We start from the raw sequence: 14791 nt of genomic DNA, 5'->3' as shown, positions 1-14791 counted from the left end.
CGTGAGCGACGGCTGCGTGCCCGAGGGGGCGGAGGGCTCGGCGCACCTCGCCGGGGTTCCCGACGAGTTCCAGCGCCTGTGGACGCCGCACCGGATGGTCTACATCCAGAAGGGGCAGCCCGGAGCCGACGACTGCCCCTTCTGCGTGGCGCCGACGCTGAGCGACGAGGAGGCCCTCATCGTCGCCCGCGGGGAGCACGCCTACGTCCTGCTGAACCTGTTCCCGTACAACTCCGGCCACCTCCTGGTCTGCCCGTACCGGCACATCCCGCTCTACGACGAGGCCACTCCCGAGGAAGTGGCCGAGATCGGAGCGCTCACGCAGACGGCGATGCGCGTCGTCCGCTCGGTCTCGAACAACGACGGCTTCAACCTCGGGATGAACCAGGGCGCGGTCGCGGGAGCGGGGATCGCCGCGCACCTGCACCAGCACGTGGTTCCGCGCTGGGCGACCGACGCGAACTTCTTCCCGATCATCGCCCGCACGAAGGCGCTCCCGCAGCTGCTCGGCGACGTGCGGGCGAGCCTCGCGGCGGCCTGGCCGAGCCTCTAGACCGCCGCTCGGCCCCCTGTCCAGCGCCGCGGACGGCGGGCGCCGTCTCGTAGACTCGGAGCTGCCGTCGGCGGAAGTCGCCGCACAGAACAGGACTCGCGAACATGACCGACACCACCACTCCGTCCTCGTCCGCTCCCGAGCAGTTCGGCTCGAGCCGCGTCAAGCGCGGTCTCGCCGAGATGCTCAAGGGCGGCGTCATCATGGACGTCGTCGACGCCGATCAGGCCCGCATCGCGGAGGACGCCGGCGCGGTCGCCGTCATGGCGCTCGAGCGCGTCCCCGCCGACATCCGCTCGCAGGGCGGCGTCGCACGCATGAGCGACCCCGACCTGATCGACGGCATCGTCTCCGCCGTGTCGATCCCCGTCATGGCGAAGGCGCGCATCGGCCACTTCGTCGAGGCGCAGATCCTGCAGGAGCTCGGCGTCGACTACATCGACGAGTCCGAGGTCCTCTCGCCCGCCGACTACGTGAACCACATCGACAAGTGGAACTTCACCGTCCCCTTCGTCTGCGGAGCGACCAACCTGGGCGAGGCGCTGCGCCGCATCACCGAGGGCGCAGCGATGATCCGCTCGAAGGGCGAGGCCGGCACCGGCGACGTCTCCGAGGCGACCAAGCACATCCGCACGATCTCCGGCGAGGTCAACCGCCTGAAGGCGATGACCAAGGACGAGCTCTACGTCGCCGCGAAGGAGCTGCAGGCCCCCTACGACCTGGTCGTCGAGATCGCCCGGACCGGCAAGCTCCCCGTCGTCCTCTTCACCGCCGGCGGGGTCGCGACCCCGGCCGACGCGGCGCTGATGATGCAGCTGGGCGCCGACGGCGTGTTCGTCGGCTCCGGCGTCTTCAAGTCGGGCGAGCCCGCCAAGCGCGCGGCCGCGATCGTGAAGGCGACCACCTTCTTCGACGACGCGAAGGTCGTCGCGGAGGCCTCGCGCGGCCTGGGCGAGGCGATGGTCGGCATCAACGTGGCCGACGTGCCCGCGCCGCACCGCCTCGCCGAGCGTGGCTGGTAGCGCCGACGCGCCGCTCGCCGGCGCAGGATCGACGCGGGAGTCCCTCGAGGGGCTCCGCGTCGGGGTCCTCGCGCTGCAGGGCGACTTCCGCGAGCACGCGCACGTCCTGCGCGAGCTGGGCGCCGAGGTGGTGCTGGTGCGACGCCCGGAGGAGCTCGCCACCGTCGCGGGGCTGGTCATCCCGGGCGGCGAGTCCACGGTGATGGACAAGCTGTCGCGCCTCTTCGGCCTCGCGGAGCCGGTCGTCGAGGCGATCGGGGCGGGCATGCCCGTCTACGGGACCTGCGCCGGGCTGATCATGCTCGCCGACCGGGTCCTCGACCGCATCGACGGCCAGAGCAGCTTCGGCGGCCTGGACGTGTCGGTCCGGAGGAACGCGTTCGGCAACCAGCTCGACTCCTTCGAGACCGATCTCGACGTGCCGGCCATCGGCGATCCGCCGGTGCACGCGGTCTTCATCCGCGCACCGGTCGTGGAGGAGCTGGGGGAGCGGGCGACCGCGCTCGCCAGCGTCGCCGACGGGCGGGTGGTCGCGGTCGAGCAGGGCAACCTCCTCGGGACGGCGTTCCATCCCGAGATCACCGGCGACTACCGGTTCCACGAGCTGTTCCTGCGGAAGGTCGCGGCGACGCGCTTCGGCGACTGACCCGCTGCCGTCCCCTCCGCCAGGGGTGGACGGTGCGGGACCCGCGGGCCAGGGTGGTCGCATGCCCGAACTCCCCGAGGTCCAGGCCCTCGCCCTCGATCTCGACGCGCGCCTGGGCGGACGCGTCCTCGAGCGGCTCGACGTGTTCGCCATCTCCGCCCTCAAGACCGTGGCCATCCCGCCGTCGGCTCTCTCCGGCGAGACCGTCCACGGAGTGTCGCGGCACGGCAAGTTCCTCGACCTCGCAGTCGGCGAGGCCCACGTCCTCCTGCACCTCGCCCGCGCCGGCTGGGTCCGCTGGCGGCCCGAGCGGCCGACGGCGCCGGCGAAGCCCGGCCGGGGACCGCTCGCCGCGCGGCTGGTCCTCGACGACGGGTCGGGGTTCGACGTGACGGAGGCCGGCACCAAGAAGAGCCTCGCGCTCTCGATCGTCGCCGATCCGCTCGACGTCCCGGGCGTCGCCCGGCTGGGTCCCGATCCGCTGGACCCGGAGTTCACCGAGGAGATCCTCGGCGCGATCCTCGCCACGGCGGGCAGGGCGCAGGTGAAGGGCGTCCTCCGCGACCAGTCCCGCATCGCCGGCATCGGCAACGCCTACTCCGACGAGATCCTCCACGTGGCGCGCATGTCGCCCTTCAAGCCCGCCGCGCTCAACGCCGACGAGCTGGACCGCCTCTACGCGGCCCTCCGCTACACACTCGAGGAGGCGCTCGCCCGCGCCGAGGGCCTGCACGCGGCCGACCTCAAGCGCGAGAAGAAGCTCGGCATGCGCGTCCACGGCCGCACAGGAGAGGCGTGCCCCGTCTGCGGCGACACGATCCGCCAGGTGGTCTTCCACGACTCCACGCTCCAGTACTGCCCCACCTGCCAGACCGACGGCAGGATCCTCGCCGACCGGCTGCTGTCGCGGCTGATCAGATAGCGAGCCGGTCCCTGCCCGGCTCGCCGCGGTCGGCTCTCGGGGGTGGCTGGGTGGGTGGAGCGGGTCGCGTTCGCTTACAGCGATCCGCTGGTACGCGGATCACTGGTTCGGCTGTGCTTGTGGCGAGCCGGTCCCTGCCCGGCTCGCCGCGGTCGGCTTCCGGAGATGGCGGGGCGGGTGGAGCGGGTCGCGTTCGCCTACAGCGATCCGCTGGTACGCGGATCACTGGTTCGGCGGTGCTTGTGGCGAGCCGGTCCCTGCCCGGCTCGCCGCGGTCGGCTTCCGGAGATGGCGGGACGGGTGGAGCGGGTCGCGTCCGCCTAGCGCGATCCGCTGGGACGCGGATCGTGCGTTCGGCGGTGCTTGTGGGAGCCGGTCCCTGCCCGGCTCGCCGCGGTCGGCTCTCGGAGTTGGCGGGGCGGGTGGAGCGGGTCGCGTCCGCCTACAGCGATCCGCTGGCACGCGGATCACTGGTTCGGCGGTGCGGGGGCTGCCGAGACGGCGGCTCGTCTCCGGCGAGGAGGGTGTGGAAGTCTCGGTGCTCGGGCCGAGACGGGCGCGGACCGGCTCTCGAATAGACTGGCCCCTGCCATCAGCGGCGCCCTCGGGGGCCGCACGCAACGAGATTTCCGAGGGAGCACCGTGTCCGGGCATTCCAAGTGGGCCACGACCAAGCACCAGAAGGCGATCAAGGACTCGCGCCGCGCGAAGTCCTTCGCCAAGCTGATCAAGAACATCGAGGTGGCCGCCAAGATCGGCGGCGCCGACCTCTCCGGCAACCCGACGCTCGTCGACGCCGTGCAGAAGGCGAAGAAGACCTCGGTGCCGAACGACAACATCGACCGCGCGATCAAGCGCGGCGCCGGCCTCACCGGCGAGGTCATCGACTACACGACGATCATGTACGAGGCCTACGGCCCCAACGGCATCGCCCTGCTCGTCGAGTGCCTCACCGACAACAAGAACCGCGCCGCGGCGGACGTCCGCACCGCGATGACCCGCAACGGCGGCACCATGGCCGACCCGGGCAGCGTCGCCTACAACTTCGCGCGCAAGGGCGTCATCTCCGTGCCCCACGGAGAGAGCGTCACCGAGGACGACGTGCTCGGCGCGGTCCTCGACTTCGGCGTCGACGACGTGCTCGACCACGGCGAGAGCTTCGAGGTCCGCGTCGAGCCGAGCGAGCTCGTCCCGGCCCGCTCGGCCCTGCAGGAGGCAGGCATCGACTACGACTCCGCCGACATCGAGTTCGTCGCCTCCCTCCAGGTCGAGGCCGACGCCGAGACGGCCCGCAAGGTCTTCCGCCTGATCGACGCGCTCGAGGACTCGGACGACGTGCAGAACGTCTACACCAACCTCGACATCACCGCCGAGGTGCGCGCCGAGCTCGAGAACGAGGAGTGACGCGGTGAGCCCGGCCCGATCCCGAGGGGCGGCCTGATGCGCGTCCTCGGGATCGACCCCGGGCTCACCCGCTGCGGCGTCGGCATCGTCGACGTCTCGCGCGACCGCCGCGCGACTCTCGTGCACGTGACGGTCCTCCGGACACCGCCCGACGACGCGCTGGAGCGCCGCCTGCTGGCCCTGGGCGACGGACTCGAGGCGCTGCTCGACGAGCACCGCCCCGACGCCGTCGCGATCGAGCGGGTCTTCGCGCAGAACAACGTCAGCACCGTGATGGGCATCGCGCAGATCAGCGGCGTCGCCCTCGTCGCGGCGGCCCGGCGCGGGCTCCCGGTCGGGATGCACACGCCGAGCGAGGTGAAGGCCGCCGTCACCGGCTACGGAGCCGCGGACAAGCGCCAGGTCACCGCGATGATCCAGCGCGTCCTCCGGCTCGACGCCCCGCCGCGGCCGGCCGACGCGGCCGACGCTCTCGCCCTGGCCGTCTGCCACGCCTGGCGGGCCCCTCTCGCGCCCTCCTCCGGGTCGGCGGGAGCCGGTGCCGACGGAGCGGCGGGCGGCACAGCAGCGCAGCGGGCGTGGCGCGCCGCCGAGGCCGCGAGTCGAACGCCTGTTCGAGCATCTAGACTGACGCGGTGATCTCCTCCCTCCGCGGCACCGTCCTCTCCGCCCGCGGGAGTCTCGCCGTCCTCGACGTCCACGGCGTCGGCTACGCGGTGAACGTGACCCCGCACCACGCGCTCGAGATGCGCGTCGGCGACGAGACCACGGTCAGCACCGTGCTCGTCGTCCGCGAGGACTCGCTCACCCTCTACGGCTTCCCCGACGAGGAGCAGCTCGAGATCTTCGAGCTGCTGATCGGCGTGACCGGCGTCGGCCCGAAGTCCGCCCTCGGCGTGCTCGGCGCGGTCGAGCCGGACCGGATCGCGCAGGCGGTCGCCGACGAGGACGACGGGGTGTTCCGGAAGGTCAGCGGCATCGGCCCGAAGACGGCCAAGCTGATCATCCTGTCGCTCGCCGGCAAGGTGACCGTCCGTCCGCGCGCCGCCCGCGGCTCCGGTCCCGCCGCCACCGCCGCGCAGAACGTGCTCGCGGCGCTCGTCGGCCTGGGCTGGCCCGAGCGCACCGCGGCCGATGTGGTCGACGAGATCCTGCTCGACGCGCAGGCCTCCGACGCCGCGAACGTGCAGGCGCTGCTCCGGCTCGCCCTCGCCCGCCTCGGCCCGGCGGCCCGCTCGTGAGCGACGAGGTGCTGGGCGCCGAGGTCGCCTCGGAGGCCGAGGTCGCCTTCGAGGGTGCACTGCGCCCCAGGAACCTCAGCGAGTTCGTCGGCCAGCGCAAGGTGCGCGGCCAGCTCGAGCTGCTGCTCAAGGCCGCGGCCATGCAGGGCCGGACCCCCGACCACATCCTGCTCGCGGGCCCGCCCGGGCTCGGCAAGACGACCCTCGCGATGATCGTGGCGGAGGAGAGCTCCTCGCCCCTGCGGCTCTCCAGCGGCCCCGCGATCCAGCACGCGGGCGACCTCGCCGCCGTCCTCTCCTCGCTGCTGCCCGGCGAGATCCTCTTCATCGACGAGATCCACCGCATGGCGCGCTCCGCGGAGGAGATGCTCTACCTCGCGATGGAGGACTTCCGGATCGACATCATGGTCGGCAAGGGGGCGGGAGCGACGTCCGTCCCGCTGGATCTCGCCCCGTTCACGCTCGTCGGCGCCACGACCCGCTCCGGCCTGCTGCCCAATCCGCTCCGCGACCGCTTCGGCTTCACCGCGCACCTCGAGTTCTACGCGGAGGACGAGCTGCGGCAGGTGCTCGCCCGGGCGGCACGGCTGCTCGAGCTCGACATCGACGCGGACGCGATCGCCGAGATCGCCGGCCGCTGCCGAGGCACCCCGCGCGTCGCTAACCGCCTGCTCCGGCGGGTGCGGGACTTCGCCCTGGTCCACGGCGGACGGGCCGACGTGACCGCCGTCCGCGCGGCGCTGGAGCTCTACGACGTCGACGCGCTCGGACTCGATCGGCTCGACCGCGCGGTGATGGAGATCGTGCTGACCCGCTTCGACGGCGGGCCGGTCGGCCTGAACACCCTCGCCGTGTCGGTGGGGGAGGAGGCGGAGACGGTCGAGGCCGTCGTCGAGCCGTTCCTCGTGCGGATCGGATTGCTGACCCGGACGCCGCGCGGCCGCGTGGCGACCCCCGCCGCCTACCGCCACTTCGGCATCGACCCACGGGGGACGGCGGCTCAGCCGCCCCTGTTCCCCGATGATCTATGATTCTCTAGGCCCGACGGGCCGCTCGATCCGCTCCGCCTCGACCTGAGGCCGCGCGGCGGATCGCCCATCCACTCCGGAAGGCCCACCCATGGATCCGACGATCATCCTGCTCGTCCTGCTGCTCGCCGTGATGATCATCTTCATGTTCCGCAACAACAAGAAGCGCCAGCGCGACGCGGAGAGCATGAAGAACAACCTCCAGCCGGGGGTGGAGCTGATGACCGGCTCCGGCCTCTTCGGCACCGTCGTGTCGATCGACGACGAGGCGAACAAGATCGTCATCGAGTCGACCCCCGGCACGCTGCTGACCATCCACCGTCAGGCGATCGCCCGGCTCATCGACCCGAGCGAGAACGCCGTCGTCGTCGAGACCGAGGACGAGGCCGACCCGCTGACCGCGACCGGCTCGCCCGAGTTCGGCGAGCGCGACTCCGCGCACCGCGACCCGCTGGTGGACCCGGTCGAGCGCGACCGCCGCCCCGACGCGCAGTAGTCTCCTGGGCGGGCCGGGCGCATCGGCGCCCGCCCGCCCTTCTCCACACCCGGGCGTCCCCGGGCCGATCACCGTCGACCGAAGAGAAAGCTGAGCCCTGGGTGGCCGCATCAACCCCCGTCCGGAAGGCCCGCCGCTCCCTGAGCTGGCTCGGTGTCCTGATCCTCGCTCTCGTCGGACTCAATACGGCGGCCGTCCTCTGGGGCGGCGGCTCCTGGACGCCGAAGCTCGCCCTCGACCTCGAGGGCGGCACGCAGATCGTCCTGCAGCCGCAGCTGAACGACGGCGACACCGTCTCGTCGGAGCAGCTGACGCAGGCCGTCTCGATCATCCGCCAGCGCATCGACGCGTCCGGCGTCTCCGAGGCCGAGATCACGACCCAGGGCTCGAGCAACATCGTCGTCTCGATCCCCGGCACGCCCGACGACGAGACGCTCCAGCGCATCGAGGCCTCGGCGAAGCTCGACTTCCGCCCGGTCCTCGTCGCGAGCCAGGCCACCAACAGCTCGGTCGGCGGCGACGCGACGTCCTCGCCCACGCCGACGCCCGTCGACCCGTCGCTCGCGACGGAGCCGACCGCCTCGCCGACGAACGCGAGCGACCTCGCCTACCTCACGCCGGCGCTCGAGGCCCAGTACACCTCGTTCGACTGCGCGTTCCTCAACGGCCAGGACCCGAACCTCGCCCCGGCCGACCAGCCGCTCATCACCTGCGACGACAGCGGGACGGTGAAGTACGTCCTCGGCCCGGTGGAGATCACCGGCGAGGACATCTCGGACGCCTCGAACGGCCTGATGACGACCTCCTCCGGCGCCAGCACCGGCACCTGGGCCGTCAACCTCTCGTTCGACGACCAGGGCACGCAGGCCTTCGGCGACGTGACCTCGCGCCTCGTGGCGCTGCAGGGTGCGCAGAACCAGTTCGCGATCGTCCTCGACGGCCGGGTCATCTCGGCCCCGTCGACGAACGCCGCCATCACCGACGGCAACGCGCAGATCTCGGGCTCCTTCACCCAGGAGTCGTCGAAGACGCTCGCCGACCAGCTCAAGTACGGCGCGCTGCCGATCGGCTTCCAGGTCCAGAGCTCGGACAGCATCTCGGCGACGCTCGGCTCCGCCCAGCTCGCCAGCGGCCTGCTCGCCGGCCTCATCGGCCTGATCCTCGTCATCGTCTACTCCATCGCGCAGTACCGCGTGCTCGGGGCCGTCACGATCGCCTCGCTGCTCGTCGCGGCGATCGTCACCTACCTCGTCGTCACGCTGCTGTCCTGGCGGGAGGGACTGCGCCTCTCGCTCGCAGGAGTCGCGGGTCTCATCGTCGCGATCGGCATCACGGCCGACTCGTTCATCGTGTACTTCGAGCGCATCCGCGACGAGCTCCGCGACGGACGCGGCCTCGAGTCCGCCGTCGAGTCCGGCTGGCGGCGCGCGCTGCGCACGATCTTCGCGTCCGACATGGTGAACCTGCTCGCCGCGGTGGTCCTCTTCCTCCTCGCCGTCGGCAGTGTCCGCGGCTTCGCGCTCACCCTCGGGATCACGACGATCATCGACCTGATCGTGGTGGCGCTGTTCACCCACCCGATCCTGCAGCTGATGGCCACGAGACCGTTCTTCGCCGAGGGGCACAAGGCCTCGGGCCTGGATCCCCGGGCGCTCGGGGCCGTCTACCGCGGCCGTGCCGCCTTCCGTCCGCAGGACCAGGTGGTCCCCGGCAAGCGCGCCTCCGCGTCCCGTGAGGCGGCCAAGCGCCAGACCATCGCCGAGCGGAAGGCCGCCGAGGCGGCCGGCCTGCGCGACTCCAACGACTCGAACGGGAAGGACGCGTGATGGCCAGCTTCTCGCAGTTCGGAAACGACCTCTACACCGGTGCGCGATCGATCGACTTCGTCGGCCGGCGCCGCACGTGGTACCTCGTCTCGCTCGCCCTGATCCTGATCACGCTGCTCGGGACGGTCGCCCGCGGCGGCTTCAACTTCGGCATCGAGTTCACCGGCGGCTCGCAGTTCACGGTGTCCTCGCCGTCGAGCCTCGAGCAGGCGACGGCGACGGATGCGGTGACCTCGGTCGCTCCGGAGACCGTGCCGCGCGTGTCCATCGTCGGCGACGACTCCATCCGCGTGCAGACGGGCCAGCTCTCGACCGACGAGTCGACCGCGGTGCGGAACGCCCTGTCGGAGGCGTACGACGTGCCCACCGACCAGGTCGCCTCCTCCTTCATCGGAGCGGCGTGGGGCAACGACGTGACTCAGCAGGCCCTGCGCGGCCTGGTGATCTTCGTGGTCCTCGCGGCCCTGGCCATGTGGGCGTACTTCCGCACCTGGAAGATGTCGCTCGCGGCGATCGTCGCGCTCCTGCACGACCTCGTGATCGTGGCGGGCGTCTACGGCATCACCGGCACCGAGGTGTCGCCGGCGGCGGTGATCGGACTGCTGACGATCCTCGGCTACTCGCTCTACGACACGGTCGTGGTCTTCGACAAGATCCGCGAGAACACCGTGGAGGCGCTCGGCAGCACGACCCGCACCTTCTCCGAGACGGTGAACCTGGCCGAGAACCAGACTCTCGTGCGCTCCATCAACACCTCGATCGTCGCCGCCCTCCCGGTGGCCGCGATCCTCGTGATCGGCGCGTTCGTCCTCGGCGCGGGCACTCTCCGCGACATCTCCCTCGCCCTGCTGATCGGCATCATCGTCGGCACGTACTCGACGATCTTCGTCGCGGCGCCGCTGTACGCCCAGCTGCGCAGCCGGGAGCCCGAGATCTCCAAGCACGACAAGCGCGTGGAGTCGGCCCGGGCGAAGGCGACCGCTCCGGCCGCGCCGGCCGTGCAGGGCTGAGCCGTGGCCGACTATGCCCAGGTCACGGCGGCCGACGCCGTCGGACTCGTCGAGCGCGACGAGGTCTGGCTGCTCGACGTCCGGGAGCCGCACGAGTGGGCGGCGGGGCATGCTCCGGCCGCCCATCACATCCCGATGGGGGAGATCGGCGCCCGGCAGGACGAGCTCCCGGCCGACACGGCGATCCTGGTGGTCTGCCACTCCGGAGTCCGCTCCGCGATGGTGACGCAGGCCCTCGAGGGCGCCGGATACGAGGTCGCCAACGTCGACGCCGGCATGACCGCCTGGGCCGCGGCGGGCGGCGACGTGGTCGACGGCGAGGGGCGCCCGGGACGCATCGGCTGACGCCGGCGCCGTCCGCCCCGGGCGGAACGGTCATCGGCGCCGTCCGCACGGGCGATAATGGGGCGATGGAGATCCTCGCGTGACGGAAACGACGACGACGTCCTCGACCGCTGCCCTGCGCAGACTGGTCCCGCGGATCTTCTCGCGCGCGCAGCCCTCCGGTGCTGTCGACACCCTCGTCCGCACCGTCCGGATGCACCATCCGAAGAGCGACATCGCGCTGATCGAGCGCGCGTACTCGGTCGCGGAGCGGGCGCACGCGAACCAGAAGCGCCGCAGCGGCGAGCCCTACATCACGCATCCGCTGGCCGTCGCGCAGATCCTCGCCGACCTCGGCATCGGCTCGAAGACGATCGCCGCCGCGCTGCTGCACGACACCGTCGAGGACACCGACTACCAGCTCGACGAGCTCCGCGCGGACTTCGGCGACGAGGTCGCGATGCTCGTCGACGGCGTCACCAAGCTCGACAAGGTCAAGTACGGCGACAGCGCGCAGGCCGAGACCGTCCGCAAGATGATCGTGGCGATGTCGAAGGACATCCGCGTCCTGATCATCAAGCTCGCCGACCGCCTTCACAACGCGCGGACCTGGGGCTTCGTCCCCGCCGAGTCCGCGGCCCGCAAGGCCACCGAGACCCTCGAGATCTATGCGCCGCTGGCGCACCGCCTCGGCATCCAGGCGATCAAGTGGGAGCTCGAGGACCTGTCCTTCGCGGTGCTCTACCCCAAGATCTACAACGAGATCGAGAGCCTGGTGAAGCGGCGGACGCCGCAGCGCGAGGAGTTCGTGCAGAACGTCATCGACCTGATCAGCGAGGACCTGCGGGCCGGGCGGATCCGCGGTCGTGTCGTCGGCCGGCCGAAGCAGTACTACTCGATCTACCAGAAGATGGTCGTCCGCGGTCGCGAGTTCGACGAGATCTACGACCTGGTCGGCATCCGCGTCCTCGTGAACTCGGTGCGCGACTGCTACGCCGTGCTCGGCTCGATCCACGCCCGCTGGACGCCGATGCCGGGCCGGTTCAAGGACTACATCGCCACTCCGAAGTTCAACCTCTACCAGTCGCTGCACACGACGGTCGTCGGGCCGAAGGGGCGTGCGGTCGAGATCCAGATCCGCACCAACGAGATGCACCAGCACGCGGAGTTCGGCATCGCGGCGCACTGGAAGTACAAGGAGCAGATGGCCACCGGCAAGGTGCCCACCTCCGGATCGAACGACACCGACCTCGCCTGGCTCGCGCACCTCTCGGACTGGCAGTCGGAGACCACAGACCCGAACGAGTTCCTCGACTCCCTCCGCTTCGAGATCGGCGCCAAGGAGGTCTACGTCTTCACCCCGAAGGGACGCGTGATCGGCCTGCCGACCGGTGCGACCCCGGTCGACTTCGCCTACGCGGTGCACACCGAGGTCGGGCATCGGACGATGGGCGCCAAGGTCAACGGGCGCCTCGTGCCGCTCGAGTCGGCTCTGACGACGGGCGACGTGGTCGAGGTCTTCACCTCGAAGAACCCCGACTCGGGACCGAGCCAGGACTGGCTCCACTTCGTGCAGAGCCCCCGGGCACGCAACAAGATCCGGCAGTGGTTCACCAAGGAGCGGCGCGACGAGGCGATCGAGCAGGGCAAGGACTCCATCGCCCGGGCGATGCGGAAGCAGAACCTGCCGCTGCAGAAGCTGATGAGCCAAGACACTTTCACCGAGGTGGCCAGCCAGCTGCGCTACAACGACGTCGAGGCGCTCTACGCGGCCGTCGGCGAGGGCCACGTCTCGACCCAGTCGGTGCTCGAGAAGGTCGTCTCCTCCATCCAGGGCGATCCGGAGTCGGACGAGAACGAGGTCACCCTCCCGCGCTCGCCCCGGCCGCGGAGCCGGAGCAGCGAGTCGGGCGTCCTCGTGAAGGGCGCGCCGGACATCCTGGTGAAGCTCGCGAAGTGCTGCACCCCGGTTCCGGGCGATCAGATCGTCGGATTCGTGACGCGGGGAGCCGGCGTCTCCGTGCACCAGGCGAACTGCCACAACGTGCAGGAGCTGCTGAAGGAGCCGGAGCGGATCGTCGACGTCGAGTGGGCGCCGTCCTCCAAGAGCATCTTCCTCGTGCAGATCCAGGTCGAGGCGCTGGACCGCTCGGGCCTGCTGAGCGACGTGACGCGCGTGCTCTCGGAGCACCACGTCAACATCCTCTCGGCGACGGTCTCGACCTCGAGCGACCGGCTGGCGATCAGCCGGTTCGTCTTCGAGATGGGCGACACCACCCACCTGGACCGCGTGCTGAACGCCGTGCGCCGGATCGACGCCGTCTACGACGTCTACCGGGTGAACGCGGGCTGATCCCCGGGCGGCGCCTCGCCGAGCGCCGCCCGCAGCCGTCGTCCGACGATCCTCCGTCCGGCGACGGCGCTGCCCTCCTCCAGCCTCGCGAGGACGGCGTCGAGGCCGGTCCGGGTGCTCCGAGAGAGCGCTCGGAGGATCGCGCCCGCGTCCTCCGTCCGGGCGAGGTCGATCAGCGTGCGAGCAGGTGACGTGACCGGCGCGCCGCCGAGGAGGACGACGTCGTCCTCGTCGAGCAGGACCTCGTGGCAGCGCAGGCGGGGGTTCGACGGCGCCTGTCGGCGCTTCCGCCGGTCGATCGAGGCGCTGTGCACCGGCGGCGGGCCGTGCGTCGCCCCGTGCACCCATGCGGCGGAGAGACGATCGGCGACGGCGCCGCGGGGGAGCAACGAGCGCAGGGAGGCGGCCCGCTCGGACGCCCCCAGGGGCAGGTCCGCGACGAGGAAGCCCTCGTCGAGCGCGACCAGCTCGCCGTCGAGGCGGGCGGCGCACAGCTCCGCGAGAGGGAGGTGCCCGGGGAGGAGCACGGAGGGGAGGCGCATCCGGCCATGCTGGCCGATGCGCCTCCCCTCCGGAGCGTCGCGAGCGGATCTGTGGAGGGATCCGCCGGCGCGGGTCTAGCCGATCGCGTCGAGCCAGACCTTGCGGGCGTCGAGCGCCTCCTGAGCCTGGGCGATCGCGTCGCGGTCGCCGCGCGCCTTCGCCTCGTCGAGCTCGTCCTGGAGCTTCTGGATCGCGGCGGTCAGCTGCGAGGCGAGACCCTCGGAGCGGGCCTTGCGCTCCGGGTTGCTGCGGTTCCAGTGCTCCTCGTCGAGCTTGCGGACGTGCGCCTCGACCTTGCGGAGGCGGTCCTCGACGGTGCGCACCTGCTCGCGCGGCACGCGGCCGACGGCGTCCCAGCGCTCCTGGATCGAGAGCAGCACCCGCTTGGCCTTCTCGCGGTCCTGCTCCTGCAGGAGCGGCTCCGCCTCCTCGAGGAGGGCGAGCTTGAGGTCGAGGTTCTCGGTGTACTCGACGCTCTCCTGCGCGACGATCTCGGCCTTGGCGCCGTAGATCGCGTCGCCGGCGGCCTTGAAGCGCGCCCAGAGCGCGTCGTCGAACCGCTTGCCGGCACGGCCGGCGACCCGCCAGCGCTCCAGGAGCGCGCGGTAGTCCGGGATGGCATCGGCGCCCTGCGGCACCAGCGCCTCGGCCTGGTCGATGAGCGCCTGCTTGGCCTGCTTGGCCTCGCGGTGCGCGGAGTCGAGGTCGGCGAAGAACGCCTTGCGGTTCTGCTCGATCGTGGTGCGCGCTCCGCGGAACCGGCGCCACAGCTCGTTCGCGTCGTTCTTGGGAAGGCGCGGGCCCTGCTGCTGGTGGTTCTGCCAGCGGGCGAAGAGGTCGTCGATCGCGGCGCTGGCCTGCTTCCACTGCGTCTTCGCCGGGTCGACCGCCGCCAGGGCCTCGGCCTCGGCGACGATGGCCTCGCGGTGGGCGAGGGCCTCGGACAGCGCGGCCTTCGACTCGGCCGCCTGCTGCTCGGTCAGATCCTCGACGGAGCCGCTCAGCGCGTCGACCCGGGTCTGCAGCGACTCGAGGTCGCCGACGGCGTTCGCCTGCGCGATGGCCGCGGACAGCGACTGCACCGTGCGGGCGACGTCTCCGGCGGGCGCGCCCCGCTTGGCGCGCTGCTCGAGCAGGGAGACCTGCCCGGCGAGCTCCGTGTACTTGCGCTCGTAGTAGGCGAGCGCCTCCTCGGGAGTCGCATCGGGGTACTGGCCGACCTCTCGCTCCCCGTCGCCGACGCGGACGTAGACCGTCCCGTCGTCGCCGACCCGTCCCCACGGCTGCTGGTCACTCATCGCTCGGAGCCTCACCTTGCTGTTCGATGTCGTGCTTCTCGGTGCCCGTCGCGTCGTCGGCCGGTGGGGCTCGACGGCCGGAGGGCCGAAGACCGCGCTCGGCCGCGAACGGGCAGTGACGACAA

Annotated in this window: 15 protein-coding genes; 13 read left to right on the top strand and 2 right to left on the bottom strand. The window is 71.5% G+C overall.

Annotated features, from left to right (window positions below):
• The first annotated feature begins 1 nt into the window (after position 1).
• The 13 genes from C5C55_RS06430 to C5C55_RS06370 all read left to right on the top strand — a co-directional run bounded on the left by C5C55_RS06430 (position 2) and on the right by C5C55_RS06370 (position 12825).
• Entirely contained in the window at positions 2–553 is a 552-nt protein-coding gene (locus C5C55_RS06430; protein WP_244230646.1) for an HIT domain-containing protein, read from the top strand.
• A 104-nt stretch (positions 554–657) separates the two neighbouring features.
• On the top strand, positions 658–1575 hold the full coding sequence (pdxS, locus tag C5C55_RS06425; RefSeq protein ID WP_104224629.1) for a pyridoxal 5'-phosphate synthase lyase subunit PdxS: 918 nt from the start codon (positions 658–660) through the stop codon (positions 1573–1575).
• A gap of 73 nt (positions 1576–1648) precedes the next feature.
• The gene (pdxT, locus tag C5C55_RS06420; RefSeq protein ID WP_258065190.1) at positions 1649–2221 is read left to right on the top strand and encodes a pyridoxal 5'-phosphate synthase glutaminase subunit PdxT; all 573 of its coding nucleotides are present in this window, start codon (positions 1649–1651) and stop codon (positions 2219–2221) included.
• 61 nt (positions 2222–2282) lie between these two features.
• Positions 2283–3143 (top strand): Fpg/Nei family DNA glycosylase, encoded by an 861-nt coding sequence (locus C5C55_RS06415; protein WP_104233321.1) that lies wholly within the window; start codon positions 2283–2285, stop codon positions 3141–3143.
• A 642-nt stretch (positions 3144–3785) separates the two neighbouring features.
• Positions 3786–4547: a YebC/PmpR family DNA-binding transcriptional regulator gene (locus C5C55_RS06410; RefSeq protein WP_104224772.1), complete on the top strand. Its 762-nt coding sequence runs from the start codon at positions 3786–3788 to the stop codon at positions 4545–4547.
• Positions 4548–4583: 36 nt separating this feature from the next.
• The gene (gene ruvC / locus C5C55_RS06405; protein WP_104225338.1) at positions 4584–5186 is read left to right on the top strand and encodes a crossover junction endodeoxyribonuclease RuvC; all 603 of its coding nucleotides are present in this window, start codon (positions 4584–4586) and stop codon (positions 5184–5186) included.
• Positions 5183–5788, top strand: a complete 606-nt coding sequence (ruvA, locus tag C5C55_RS06400) for a Holliday junction branch migration protein RuvA (RefSeq protein ID WP_104233320.1) — start codon at positions 5183–5185, stop codon at positions 5786–5788. Before ruvC ends, ruvA begins: the two co-directional genes overlap by 4 nt.
• A complete protein-coding gene (gene ruvB, locus C5C55_RS06395) occupies positions 5785–6819 on the top strand; it encodes a Holliday junction branch migration DNA helicase RuvB (RefSeq protein WP_104233319.1) in 1035 nt (344 codons plus the stop codon). The genes ruvA and ruvB overlap by 4 nt, the downstream gene beginning before the upstream one ends.
• An 88-nt stretch (positions 6820–6907) precedes the next feature.
• Positions 6908–7312, top strand: coding sequence for a preprotein translocase subunit YajC (gene yajC, locus C5C55_RS06390; protein WP_104233318.1), 405 nt, complete (start codon positions 6908–6910; stop codon positions 7310–7312).
• Between the two features lie 101 nt (positions 7313–7413).
• Positions 7414–9138: a protein translocase subunit SecD gene (gene secD / locus C5C55_RS06385; protein ID WP_104233317.1), complete on the top strand. Its 1725-nt coding sequence runs from the start codon at positions 7414–7416 to the stop codon at positions 9136–9138.
• Positions 9138–10148, top strand: a complete 1011-nt coding sequence (secF, locus tag C5C55_RS06380) for a protein translocase subunit SecF (protein ID WP_104233316.1) — start codon at positions 9138–9140, stop codon at positions 10146–10148. The genes secD and secF overlap by 1 nt, the downstream gene beginning before the upstream one ends.
• Before the next feature lie 3 nt (positions 10149–10151).
• On the top strand, positions 10152–10493 hold the full coding sequence (locus tag C5C55_RS06375) for a rhodanese-like domain-containing protein (RefSeq protein ID WP_104233315.1): 342 nt from the start codon (positions 10152–10154) through the stop codon (positions 10491–10493).
• Between the two features lie 79 nt (positions 10494–10572).
• Positions 10573–12825 carry a bifunctional (p)ppGpp synthetase/guanosine-3',5'-bis(diphosphate) 3'-pyrophosphohydrolase gene (locus C5C55_RS06370; protein ID WP_104225334.1) on the top strand — a complete coding sequence of 751 codons (2253 nt, stop codon included), beginning with the start codon at positions 10573–10575 and terminating at the stop codon, positions 12823–12825.
• On the opposite strand, the gene C5C55_RS06365 is transcribed toward C5C55_RS06370, so the two are convergent.
• Together C5C55_RS06365 and C5C55_RS06360 are read right to left on the bottom strand one after the other, a co-directional pair.
• Positions 12804–13367: a type IV toxin-antitoxin system AbiEi family antitoxin gene (locus C5C55_RS06365; RefSeq protein ID WP_104225333.1), complete on the bottom strand. Its 564-nt coding sequence runs from the start codon at positions 13365–13367 to the stop codon at positions 12804–12806. The genes C5C55_RS06370 and C5C55_RS06365 overlap by 22 nt on opposite strands.
• A 75-nt stretch (positions 13368–13442) precedes the next feature.
• Entirely contained in the window at positions 13443–14666 is a 1224-nt protein-coding gene (locus C5C55_RS06360) for a DUF349 domain-containing protein (RefSeq protein WP_104233314.1), read from the bottom strand.
• Positions 14667–14791: the final 125 nt, after the last annotated feature.

Source organism: Rathayibacter sp. AY1C2 (assembly GCF_002931195.1).
GTDB lineage: Bacteria > Actinomycetota > Actinomycetes > Actinomycetales > Microbacteriaceae > Rathayibacter.
Note: the sequence above shows the minus strand (reverse complement) of the source record. Positions and strands in the feature narration are given on the sequence as shown.

Coding starts and splice junctions, on each gene's coding strand:
- C5C55_RS06365 (WP_104225333.1), bottom strand. CDS start 13,367: ATGCGCCTCCCCTCCGTGCTCCTCCCCGGGCACCTCCCTCTCGCGGAG.
- yajC (WP_104233318.1), top strand. CDS start 6,908: ATGGATCCGACGATCATCCTGCTCGTCCTGCTGCTCGCCGTGATGATC.
- secF (WP_104233316.1), top strand. CDS start 9,138: ATGGCCAGCTTCTCGCAGTTCGGAAACGACCTCTACACCGGTGCGCGA.
- C5C55_RS06360 (WP_104233314.1), bottom strand. CDS start 14,666: ATGAGTGACCAGCAGCCGTGGGGACGGGTCGGCGACGACGGGACGGTC.
- ruvC (WP_104225338.1), top strand. CDS start 4,584: ATGCGCGTCCTCGGGATCGACCCCGGGCTCACCCGCTGCGGCGTCGGC.
- pdxS (WP_104224629.1), top strand. CDS start 658: ATGACCGACACCACCACTCCGTCCTCGTCCGCTCCCGAGCAGTTCGGC.
- C5C55_RS06415 (WP_104233321.1), top strand. CDS start 2,283: ATGCCCGAACTCCCCGAGGTCCAGGCCCTCGCCCTCGATCTCGACGCG.